The sequence below is a fragment of the Streptococcus plurextorum DSM 22810 genome (genome assembly GCF_000423745.1).
In the GTDB taxonomy this organism is placed as follows: domain Bacteria; phylum Bacillota; class Bacilli; order Lactobacillales; family Streptococcaceae; genus Streptococcus; species Streptococcus plurextorum.
In genome coordinates, this window is the sequence record NZ_AUIO01000024.1 from 1 (window position 1) to 11,682 (window position 11,682).

12 protein-coding genes and 1 pseudogene are annotated in these 11,682 nt (G+C 34.0%); 5 read left to right on the top strand and 8 right to left on the bottom strand.

The window, feature by feature from the left end; genetic code table 11:
* A pseudogene (gene cadX / locus G575_RS11545) lies at positions 1-143 on the top strand (Cd(II)/Zn(II)-sensing metalloregulatory transcriptional regulator CadX); the annotation flags it as partial.
* Between the two features lie 489 nt (positions 144-632).
* Here the strand turns inward: cadX and G575_RS0110320 are convergent.
* The 5 genes from G575_RS0110320 to G575_RS0110340 all read right to left on the bottom strand — a co-directional run bounded on the left by G575_RS0110320 (position 633) and on the right by G575_RS0110340 (position 6,176).
* The gene (locus tag G575_RS0110320; protein WP_027972646.1) at positions 633-1,850 is read right to left on the bottom strand and encodes a site-specific integrase; all 1,218 of its coding nucleotides are present in this window, start codon (positions 1,848-1,850) and stop codon (positions 633-635) included.
* A 67-nt stretch (positions 1,851-1,917) separates the two neighbouring features.
* Entirely contained in the window at positions 1,918-2,178 is a 261-nt protein-coding gene (locus G575_RS0110325) for a helix-turn-helix domain-containing protein (RefSeq protein WP_027972647.1), read from the bottom strand.
* 291 nt (positions 2,179-2,469) lie between these two features.
* Positions 2,470-3,861, bottom strand: a complete 1,392-nt coding sequence (locus G575_RS0110330) for a hypothetical protein (RefSeq protein ID WP_027972648.1) — start codon at positions 3,859-3,861, stop codon at positions 2,470-2,472.
* 675 nt (positions 3,862-4,536) lie between these two features.
* Positions 4,537-5,142: a hypothetical protein gene (locus G575_RS0110335; protein WP_027972649.1), complete on the bottom strand. Its 606-nt coding sequence runs from the start codon at positions 5,140-5,142 to the stop codon at positions 4,537-4,539.
* A 68-nt stretch (positions 5,143-5,210) separates the two neighbouring features.
* Positions 5,211-6,176 (bottom strand): site-specific integrase, encoded by a 966-nt coding sequence (locus G575_RS0110340; protein WP_027972650.1) that lies wholly within the window; start codon positions 6,174-6,176, stop codon positions 5,211-5,213.
* Between the two features lie 633 nt (positions 6,177-6,809).
* Here G575_RS0110340 and G575_RS0110345 point away from each other — a divergent pair.
* Positions 6,810-7,220, top strand: coding sequence for a hypothetical protein (locus G575_RS0110345; RefSeq protein WP_027972651.1), 411 nt, complete (start codon positions 6,810-6,812; stop codon positions 7,218-7,220).
* 63 nt (positions 7,221-7,283) lie between these two features.
* Here the strand turns inward: G575_RS0110345 and G575_RS0110350 are convergent, their stop codons facing one another.
* Positions 7,284-7,691, bottom strand: a complete 408-nt coding sequence (locus G575_RS0110350; protein ID WP_024377378.1) for a type II toxin-antitoxin system death-on-curing family toxin — start codon at positions 7,689-7,691, stop codon at positions 7,284-7,286.
* Positions 7,688-7,909 (bottom strand): AbrB/MazE/SpoVT family DNA-binding domain-containing protein, encoded by a 222-nt coding sequence (locus G575_RS0110355; protein WP_024377377.1) that lies wholly within the window; start codon positions 7,907-7,909, stop codon positions 7,688-7,690. The genes G575_RS0110350 and G575_RS0110355 overlap by 4 nt, the downstream gene beginning before the upstream one ends.
* 288 nt (positions 7,910-8,197) lie before the next feature.
* Here G575_RS0110355 and G575_RS0110360 point away from each other — a divergent pair, with 288 nt between their 5' ends.
* Positions 8,198-8,605, top strand: coding sequence for a hypothetical protein (locus G575_RS0110360; protein ID WP_027972652.1), 408 nt, complete (start codon positions 8,198-8,200; stop codon positions 8,603-8,605).
* 73 nt (positions 8,606-8,678) lie between these two features.
* Here G575_RS0110360 and G575_RS0110365 read toward each other — a convergent pair whose 3' ends face one another.
* Positions 8,679-9,005: a helix-turn-helix domain-containing protein gene (locus G575_RS0110365; protein WP_024377375.1), complete on the bottom strand. Its 327-nt coding sequence runs from the start codon at positions 9,003-9,005 to the stop codon at positions 8,679-8,681.
* A gap of 128 nt (positions 9,006-9,133) precedes the next feature.
* Between G575_RS0110365 and G575_RS0110370 the strand changes: the two genes are divergently transcribed.
* Together G575_RS0110370 and G575_RS0110375 are read left to right on the top strand one after the other, a co-directional pair.
* Positions 9,134-10,024, top strand: a complete 891-nt coding sequence (locus G575_RS0110370; protein ID WP_027972653.1) for a coiled-coil domain-containing protein — start codon at positions 9,134-9,136, stop codon at positions 10,022-10,024.
* A 45-nt stretch (positions 10,025-10,069) separates the two neighbouring features.
* Positions 10,070-11,682: SEC10/PgrA surface exclusion domain-containing protein (locus tag G575_RS0110375; protein WP_027972654.1), on the top strand; the 1,613-nt coding region annotated here is incomplete at its 3' end.

Below are 11,682 nucleotides of genomic sequence, written 5' to 3' on the forward strand. Positions count from 1 at the left end.
TAAATCTCAGTATGGCATCTGCCTCCCACCATCTTCGTAAACTAGCCAATCAAAACATCTTGGACACTAGAAGAGAGGGGAAAATTATATATTATTTTATAAAAGATGAGGAAATCAGAGATTTTTTTAATCAACTAGGATAACAACTCCATGATTATAGGGGATTATATATGAAATTTTTTGATGAAAATTACTCACAAGAAATAATATATAGAACTATTTAAATATCTTCAGGATAGAAAAAGAAATTGTCCAGGAACAAAGAAACTGTATATTTGTTCCTGGACAATTTCTTTATGATACAGTATTTCGTATTTCTCAACTACATAAGCTCCGAAAACATATTTTTGATAACCTTTTGATAACCCTTAATCTGAAATAATAGGTTATAAGTGATAAGAAACGAATAAAGTATCTTATGGGTGCCTGTTATTGTTGATATTTATCAAAGTATGATAAAAGGAATAAAAAACCAGGTCTTAAGAAAGCTCGTAAAGCTAGCCAGTTCTCTAAACGTTAAGAACCAGCTACAATACTGCATTTACAACACTTCATGGTTCACACCATGGGGTGTTTTTTGATGTTTTTTAGCAAAATTCACACCACTTTTCACACCAAATTCACACCATTTACTATTTGAGGTTTTTATAGGCGACCTCCCCGACAGCCATAGGAACGACATTGGAGGTGTTGACATATACCTTAGTCGTGAGGGTATCACTATGCGTTAGAGCCTCTGAAATAGCTTCTAAGCTCATTCCTGCTTGTTTGGCAAGTGTTGCCCCAGTGTGGCGTAATTTATGCGGTGTAGCGTGTGTGAGGTTTGGATGGCGTTTCCTGGCAGATTTCATTTTATTGTTGAGATAATCAGAGTGTAGCGGACTATTAACATTGCCTTTTGTGTCGATATAGGTAAACACATATTGTTCGGAGGATTGGATAATTCCAAATTTAGCCAGTTCTGATTTCTGTTGCTTTTTCCACGCTTGTAGTAAGCTAGTCAGTTCATCAGGAATGGCAAAAGTTGTCTTTTTGTTTCCCTTGGTTGATTTGACATTCTTGTATTTATCTAAGGCTTGAACTAATTGGATGGACTGTTGCTTTAGATCAATATGTTTCCATTGTAAAGCGTAGCTCTCAGATTTTCTGTCTCCTAAAAAGAAGGTAGTGTAGAATAGGACATAGTCCTTAAATTGGATTTTTCCAGCTTCTAAATCCTCTTCAAAGGCGGTAAACCATGCTTGAAGTTCATCTTGCGAGAGGTATAAATCCTCATCTTTTTTAGCTTCATCAAGTTTGATTTTCTTGGTCGCTTTGATACGCTTAATCGTTTTGGAAATTCGGTTTGCTTCAATGTATTCTAACTCTTCAGCCCAATCGAAGATTGAGTTGACATAACTTCTGATAACTTTGAAGTTTGCGTATTCTTCCGCTTTTTGAGTTAGCAGATTGAGGACCACTTGCTTATTTTGATTAAGAAAATCAATGGAGTAGTTTCCAAGTAAAGGGAGGATATGCTTTCTAAAAGCAATCTCTGTTCCGTCAATAGTTGCTTGTGATGGTGGCTTGGTAGTGGAAGTAGTTTGCCCTGCTTTGTAGGATTCCCACCAGATTTCTCTAAAAAATTCAGAGAAAAGTATCGAACCAGTTCTATCTAATTCAGGGACAGTTCCACCACTTAAAATTTTATCAATCTTGTTTTGTAATTCGAGTTCGTATTTTTTTGCATCACTCCTTAATTTGAACCGTTTTTCAATCACTTTTTTATCAATTCCAAGAGAAGACTTTACTTTTTCTGGGATATAGATACGCAAGCGATAAGTTCCGTTAGATGTTTTAGTAATGGACATAGTATTCTCCTTGTGAATTGAGCGAAAAATACCGTGGCTCTATTATAGCTGAACCACGGTGAAAATGCTACTGATTTTGTAGCCAGCGATTGATTTCAGATTTATCGAATCGAACTGTTTTTCCAACTCGAATAACAGGCAAACCCTGTTTTATCCAAGAATCAAGTGTATTGTTGGAAATTCGTAGATAGTCGCAGGCTTGTTGCTTGTTCAAAAATGGACTACCAAGAATGCAGTTATCCAACCTATTTTCAATTTCTCGTTTGATTAAGTCAGCGATTAAGAGCTGAATTTGATGAACTTGTTCATCAGGTAAAATGACTTGCATATATACCTTCTTTCTAGTAAGAAATACATTTAATTTTGACATTAGTCATTATGCCACATTGTGAACTAAAAACTGTTATTTTTGGAAAAATTTAGAAGAATACTGTTAATTTGTCTTCTGTTTCGGAAGACAATTTTTTTACGAAATGCTGTAATGTCAACGTTTTTGAGATTTTATAAAGTTGTAAAATCATATTAAAAACCTCTAGAAAATAAAGTCTTAAGCTTCAATAATCGATCTAAAATTAATTTCGTAGACATTTTTATATCAACATCGAAATCACGTTTTCGACTATTTTTTTTCTGGCGTGATAGTTATTGTTATGCGGGAAGTATCTAATTCATCCCAACGCTTTCTATATAATGAATTAACCGTAGTACTTTTTGTCCTATTTTTTTTAATTTCATCATATAGTTCTTTTCTTTTTTCAATTGGATATTGTCGTAAATAAATTGCTTTAAATTTTATATCCTCAAAAAAAATCGAATATTTTTTGTTAGGCTCATACCCTCTTTCTAAAGATTGATTCATTAATTTTAAAAGAAATAATGTCTGCCAAGTTGACATTATTGAAAGTGGATAATCTCCAAAATTTGATCTTTTCATGATTTTTGTCAGAATATATTCTATAGTACGACTTCTGTTACTTTTGTTTTTTAAGTAAGTGAGTTTCAAATACAATATTATTTCTTCATCCAACAAGATTGTCGTAACATTTTCCATTGGTAGTCGTAATAATTCTAAAAAGAATTGTTCGATATAATCATTTTGATTAGATTCAAAATATACTTTTTCAAGTAACTTGTCTGTTTCAATCACTGAATGATTAATTTCTTTAATAAGATTGTTAAATCCATTTTTTATTGTGTTTCTTAAGTATGAATGTATATTTTCAGTTTTTAATTTAAATAGTTCGTCCGTTTCAAGGAATTTTTTGACATTTGATTTCTTTAATGTAATTTCGAATCGATATATTCTGAAACCGTGTTCTACATTCTCTTCAAGATATCCATCATTTTCACATTTTGCTGTTTTATCATATGTAACAAAACTTAAATTGTATCCTTCGCTACTGCAAATAATATGATGATCTAATTTATCATCTTTGATTGGATAGACTTTTTTATCAGGTTGTTTGTTGTTTGAAAGACATTTGTGCAGTAATAATCGCGTGAAAAGTGGAATTCTATTTTTTGTAGTAAAAGTAAAAGCTAATTCGATAGATTTTATTATTACATCATTATTCAAAGTTATATTTATTCGTATACCAGTTTTCGATTCTAACTCAATTAAAGAAATAAATAATCGCTCTTTAATCTCAGCTATGTTTGAAGTCTTGATGTTTAATGAACCATTTATTAATTCAAAATTACATAGACACTGGCCGTTTTTGTTGATATTGTTCCCTAAAATTGAGATTTTCCCAATTTCTGAATCTTTATAAGAAATATTGTTTATCTTTCCGTTTGTAAGAAAGAGACTGTTGATATTGATGTTTTTTGGAAAATTTTTTCGAAATAAATTAAATTTCTGTTTGTCGATTGATACATTTGCATCAAATGATAATGTTATTTTATCAATTCCTACTGTCAGTGGACTTTCTATAAAATTTGATGCAATTATTTCATATGATTTTAAATAATGATCTTTTTTTCGATCAATAGTAGGTATATTATCTGTCATATTTTCCTCCATATTTTTTTCACAAAATTAGTATGCCAGAATCCGAACTTAAATCAGCAAAAAATTCTTCAAAAATAACCTGTTTCTATTTTTTCATTTTCAAGTATTATTTTGGAATGAGTGTATGTACCGAAATTATCAAAAAAACTATTAAGTCCAACAGGACTACTAAATAGATTGATGGAATGTAAGATGTTCCTTTAATATGAATTTTTTTGAAAAAGAAAATACCAGGAGTTTTATCCTAGTAGTTCTCTGATTATTTATGTTTTTCATCTACAAAGTTAATAAGTTTCTAGAATATTCTGATCATCAACAATGAAATGATAACTTCTATATGGATTTATTATTCTCTTCTTCAGATGAAGAGAATAATATCTAAAGATGCTGTATTATCAAGATTTTTCTACTTTTTTAATGAAATAGAATATTTAAAAAACGTAATAGCGCATATAATATACTTAGCTATGTTTGATTAAATTTTTTTAATTAACAAATGGATTATATGTTAGTTAAAATACTATTTATTAATTCAAACTTTAACGATTCATTAGGGTGAAACAATTACCTTGAACATTGAATTAAGAATATACCTTTCAACAAATGCAAAGTATTGATAATTAACAAAAAAAGTGGAAACTTCAATCGTTCGAAGTCTCCACTTTTTCTATATTTTTATTGTTCGATTACAATATCTTCTGCAATTAGTGTTTCAAAGTTCACTATTTCCTCATTAACAAGCTTTTCCGTGGATATCGGTAATGCGTAAATATATACTTTATCACCAATTCTCAAATTCAAATCATTAACACGCATATTCTTGCTATACTGAATTTTTACTACATTATTACTCTCGTCTTTAACAGTAAGTTCAACCCAGATTGAACTGTTATTAACATATCTATTAATAACGGTTCCATAAATAAAAAACTTCGCAAAGTGTTTTGGAAATGCAAATCCTTTAGACTCTGCAAGATTGAAATGGTTAGATATTTCGGTCTGCTCCATTTTAAGGTAGTCTGCAGAATAGTGTGAGCTTTTTAATCTATTTGATTTCGTATTATTTTTCAGACTTCCTTCGATGTACACATTTGTTCCCTTTATTGGGTTTAATTTATCCGCATCATATCTAAATGTTAAAAATGTATGTCTTCGACCACCTCCGTTTCGTATGAACAGGATAAGTGATGGATTATTAACATCATTGTTTACTTCGACAATTTTTCCACGAGCAAAAATTGTATTCTGTCTTTGATTTTGTAGATTATTTTGATTCCTCATCTAACTTTCCTCCATTGCATCAATTTCTACAGAATTATTATGCCTGAAATTTAAAATCAAAAAATTCGTTACAAGATATAATTTGTAACAGTAACTGAGAGACGCCAATGTGATAAATTCAAAACGGATACAGCCATTAAAGCTAGTCGGTTATAGACAATTGGCATTCCATAAGCAACTGCTTTTGATTTATTTGAGCCACGTAAAATATATGCTTCATCTCTTAAATCATAAATAAAATTTCTACGCTGTCGTTCGTATTTACTTTGTGACTCGTTTTTCAATTTCTGATGACCTTCTTCCCACTTGGAAATTAATAACTGTGAAAGTGCTGGTCTCATTCTCGGATTAGCTTGAATTTTTTTTAGGTAATAGAAGTAGCTATCGCGCGCATGCTGTGCGCGCAATGCATGTAAATTGATTTGGTTGTTCATCTCTTCTTCTGTGAATACAGACTCGTTATCATCAATACCAGAAAATGTTTGTTTCACGAGTTCAACGTCTTTCGGAAGAATATATTGCATTTGTTTCTTTCCACCTTTTCCCCTTTTAACATAAACATAACAATTGCCGTATTCATCTTCTTGAAAATCTGATCCAGTAAGGTTCTTTAATTCGTTCCGACGAATTCCAACAACTTTTTGAAATTGAATCAGCCGAGAGAAGAGAGAGTTCAATTCCTGTCTTTTCCCTTGTTTATTAGACTCGAGTTGTCGTCCCCGTACAATTTTATCGCTTGTTCTCTTTTGTTTTTTGATACGGTTTAGATTGATTCCTGCTGCCTTTGCAATTGGTGCAAGGTAGGTATGAATAGTTGCTGCGGTATATTGCTTTGGATCTTGTTGAAGATCATCATGATATTTTTGAAGAACTTCTTCTGTAATATCAGAAATTTTCTTTATTCCATTAACCTTAGCCCATTTAGAAAAACGAGTAGCAGAACGTTTATATGATGTGCGAGATGTATTGTTTGTAACATTTTTTGTTGCTGCGACGAAAATGTCGTGTTTTAATGAATTTTTATTTCGTGGCATTTCTTTCTCCTTTCTTTCCTAAAATGCATATTATTGTTAAACTGCCTCCCACCCTTTTTGCCTGAGCTGGGTATGCTCCTGAAAATACACGCTGAGGCTGCCGATTAGGACTAACGTTTTATGTAAGATTCAGTAATCACCGTCTCTTTTCTTAGTATTTTCAAATGTCATTGATCTGGTTATTTCTAAAAACTAAAAACTACTATTAACTTTTACTAAACATCTTTTTCTGTACTATATTTTCTAATAAATGGTTATTCTGTACGTCATTTCATTCCGCAGAATAACCATTTACTTCATTCCTTTTTCGCTCTCTTTTCCTGGTCAATGACACCCAAAGAAAGAGAAGACCATCTCATTCGAAATCTATTTTTCACCGAGCCCAGTGTTCGTCTTCAAATGATACAGCATTCCACCTCCAATCTCTATTACATCAATTTTTTCAATATTATTATGTCGCTTTTTCAAAAAAATAAAAAAACGAAAAACATTTTTCGCTTACAAGAATACTCAACACGATTTTTTGAATTTATAAAAAGTGGCATAATAATTATGAATCAGATTGGAGGTGTGTCTATGGAATAAAATACTTTCTAAACACAGAACAAAATAAAAGGAAAGGAGTGGGGGACTATGATTGATGATGTTCTAATGGAAAAGATAGTATCAATTATTGTTGGTATTGAGATGAAGTGTAAGAAAATCCTACTATCAAGGGGCCATTTTATCGATATAGTCAGTGATTATTATTATCCTGAAGAAGATTTTGCACTTATTTCTTTCTCACGAAATAATGATAAGTTGACTATTCGACTTGAGAATCAACAATGTTTTGTTACGCTAGAAAATGAAATATTTACAGTGACTTCAGAAATAATTGAAGAAGATATTGAAATTCAGATTAAAATTTTGATTAAGCAGGCTATTCTTGGAAAATGGAAAATGTTTATGAATGATGTAAAGAATAGTTCATTATTGGAAGCTATTCAAAATCATAGATTCGATGATTATTCTACTGGACCCGATACTGTTATAGACTTCTAAATATCTAAGCGATCAATTAAAATAGAAAAGTGGTTATCGACCAAATAGGTGATAACCACTTTTTTATTTTTTATACACTCGATTTTCTTCTTTCAAAAACTGGATAATCCTATCTTTTAATTCCTCGAAGTCACCTTGAAACGTAGCAATTTCAATCGTCTTTTCCAGTCCATCGTTTAAGGAAAGATTGGATTGATATCCATTCGTTGCTAGAAACATATGTAAAGCTAGCACGGCAGTTCGCTTGTTAGCATTCTTGAAAGGGTGTTTCTTAATTAGGTTTATCCAGATAATGGCAGCCTTACTATAAATGTCGGGATAAAGTACTTTTCCAAAAATCTCTTGTTTTGGCTGCTCAACAATCATCTGCAGGCTGTTTGGATCAGCTATCCCAACGGGCTCCTTTGGGGAATATTTTCCAATAACCATAACATTGATTTTGATAATGTCTTCAGCGGATAGGTATTTCATTTATCTACCAGCTCTTTCAATAATTCATCGTATTGGCTCATAGCTTTTTCTAACTCTTTGTCAAAGTCAAATGTTGGCTCAGCTTTACGAATAATGACATTATTTCCTGAAGTGACGAATTCGATTTCTTCACCAATTTCAGCACCAAGTGCTTCTTTAATAGCGTTTGGGATAGTGATAACAGTGCTGTTACCTGTTTTGCGTAATAAAACATTCATCGGATATACCTCCTGTATTTGTAAATACATTATACAAGATATATACCAAAATTAAAAGTAAATATTTTAACAGGGTCTGTTTGATTTCAGACATTTTCGCAATTTTTTGGTATAATGCAATAAATTAGTAAAAAACTTGGTAAAAGAAGTAGTAAAATAATTGGTATTTCAATATGGAAGATTATCAACCATTTTCGGGTTGTTGATCGAACTATATTTTTTATGTTGTAATTAGCTACTTGTTTTACTTTCGTTATTCGTAAAAGAAGAATATTTCAGAAACGATCAATGACTGAAAACATCAATCCTCTAACTTTGCAGAATAGACTGCAAAGACTGGAGATGGTAGCTATCAGGAAAATTGGTCGTTTTTTTTCGTCCAATAATTATTGTGAATTCTTAGGAAAGGACGGTGTTTTGTTGAATAGTGAAGAATTAACAAAATTTTTGTTAGACAAGACAGAGGAAGATTTAAGACTGATCTATCATTTTGGTCTGGAAGAGGGATGTACAGATAAAGAAAAAGTGGCGTTTGTACGAGGGAGGATAAGAGGATATTGTAGCGCAGTTTTTGCTTTGCTATTAAAACTTCGTTCATCTCAACATGACGTTAATGTTTCAGATGTTATACATGACCTTATCAAACTACGGGAACATGCTGAAAAAAAGATAGAAGAATACCTATCAAATAAGTAGAGAGATTTTGAAGCATACAAAAAGACCCATCTCTTAAATCAAGAATTAGGCCTATGAAAATTTATCAATGAGTCTATTTCAACGTTTTGATTAGCTGGCTTACTGCCAAGATAACATCATCTCGCTTGCCTTTTGGAAGTTCGGTTAACATCATAATCAATTCGTCCATATTTTCATCTTTGCTTATCTGCATATCAAAAAATGTTGGAACGTCAACTTCCAATGCATCGATGATCTTGTGGAGCGTGTTTATAGTGATGTTGCTCTCTTTTGTTTCAAGTTTATTAATGTAATTAAAACCCAATTCAGCTCGGGCTTCAAGTTCTGTTTGAGTGAGTCCAGCCTGGAGTCGCAGTGTTTTGATTCTTTTAGCAATGAATTTTTGTAGATTGTTTGTCATAACACTATCTTACCTATTATTAGAATAAAAAAACTGATATATATAACTGAAACAGCTTATAAAGTGTTGTTTATGACTGATATAAATGATAAAATAGTAATAAAAAATTGGGAGATAATAAGTGTAATATGAAAAAAGAAAATAAGTTTCAATCACACGGTTCAATTCGTAAGCTTAAAGCCTATGGTGCAGTCGGAGTTTTGTCTATCGGGATGATGACTACTGTCGGTACAGTGAGCGCAAAAGCAGAAGAAGTGACAGGGACAGCTATTGTAGCGACTACCGCCACTTCAGCTGAAGTAACGCAAGGGCAAGTTGATCAAGCACAGACTCAAGTAGACACGAGCAAGGCAGCACTTGATCAAGTAACAGCAAACGTTGCGACTGCAGAGCAAGCTGTTTCAGCGGCTGAGGCAACTTACACCACTGCAACAGATGTAGTAAATGACAAACAAACAGAGATTGTCTCTGCCCAGGAGCAAATTGATAACAACCCAACGGTTGCTCAAGCGCAGGAACAAGTGGATGCTGCAACTCAAACTGTTACCAACACACAAAACGAGATTAAAGAGGCGCAGGCAGATGTGTCAAATCTTGAAAATCAAGTTTCTGCCAATGAAACAACTTTAGCTAACGCTGAAACTCAAGTATCTAATGCTGAGACTGCAAAAGCACAAGCCGACAAGCAGTTGGCACAAGATGTGGCGGACGAGAAAACTGCGCAAGACGCAGTAGCAAGTGCACAAGCTGATGTCAACACTGCTAAAGCTGTCGTAGCGGAGAAAGAAACAGCTGTAACGACAGCTACTCAAGAAGTAACTGCAAAAGAAGCTGAAGTAGCTACTGCTGAAACCAAACTTACCGAAGCTCAAGCTGCTGACGCAAAACGCCAAGTGGATATCAACACTGCTCAATCAGAAGTAAACGCTGCTCAAACAGGCGTGAACAATGCTCAAACTCAATTAGATAGTGCTAACGCGAATTTGACAACTGTTCAAAACAACATCTCAACAGCTTAGACTGATCTAGATAAGGCGAACTTAGCACTTGGTTCTATCTTCACAGTGCAACTGTCAGACACTTATAAAGAAAACTTAGTTAAGTTCTACGAAGCCCGTTACATCACTAAAGATACAACTGAGATGAATCGTATTTGGGCAATCCTTGAAACAGAGTCCAAAGCACTATTATCAGCTTCTAGCAATCAATTAAACGAACTGCGGACTTCACTTGATGCTATTGAGTCAAATACACGCGTGGTAGCTCCAATCGGAGGAAACGGACTTCAAGAGCTAACTTACAATGACTGGTTGGAATTGGCTCAATTTGCACAAGTTGCTATCAATGATCTTCGTTCTCAATTGGGAATTTCTTCTCAAGCCCTTATTTCAAAAGGCTCTATGGATATCACTAAAATGGTTAGTGATGAGTATTTGAATAATGATTGGAGTTCAGTTAACGGGCACTATGTAGAAGGTATCATGCGAGTGTTCAACGCAACAGGCCAGCGTTTGGATGAAGATTTGCAACCTTCTGGTTCAAAATTCAACACAATGGATTACACCATGACGCAATTGAAAATCAATATCGCTGGTGCTATTCGTGGAATGATGTTGTACGATTACAAGCAAGATCAACATTTCGGTCATGCAATGTCTATTACTAACATGGATTCAAAATACATTGAAGCTGACAAAGGAAATCAATACTTTGGACTTTGGGGTAATACCGTTTCAAAAGGTTCTAGTTTGTTGTTCGAATTCACTGACCAAGCTGTAAAACCTGCGTATGGTGGAACACCAATTACTAACCCAATCTCTAAAGAAGCTCTCCAAGCAGCTGTTACAAGCGCAGAGAACAAACTGGCAACTGCTCAAGCGAAACTGGCTCCTGCCCAGCAAGCTGTAACAACTGCAACAAACAAATTACAAGCAGCTCAAGGCACATTGAAATTAGCACAGGATAAGCTAGCTAAAGCAAAAGCAGTGCCTGTTCAAACACCAGCGGCACAAAAAGCATTGGATACCGCTAAAGCTAACCTAGCAACCGCCCGAGCAAAACTTGTGACTGCAAAAACTGAACTTGCAAACGCTAAATCAGTCCTTACAACTAAAGAAGCAACGTTGACATCTGCTCAAAATACACTTCGATTAGCACAAGCTGATGTGGCAACAAGCCGTGCGAACGTGGAGACAAAGGCGCAAGCACTCGCTACTGCTAAAACAAACCTCACGAATGCACAAAACACATTGACAGCTTCACAAAAAGCATTGGCAGATGAGAAAGCAACCTTGGCAAACTTACAGACTGCTTTGACTACTGCTCAAAACCAGTTGAAGACTGCTAAAACTACTTTGACAACAGTACAAGGTTATGCGAACAAGCTCAGCCAATTGAAAGTGGAGTTGAAACCATTGCTTGCAGAACAAGCAACAGCTAAAGCTACATTAGACAATGCCAAAGCTAAATTAGCAACTGTGACGCTTGAAAAGGCTGTGGCTCAAGCTAACTATGATAAAGCTGTCGCTGAGTTGAAAACTGTTCAAGCTCAATATGATGCTTACCAGGCTTATCTAGCAGCAAAAGCTGAAGCAGAACGTCTTGAAGCGGAACGCATCGAAGCAGAACGTAAGGCAGAGGAAGCACGAATCAAAGCTGAACAAGATGCTAAAGCCAA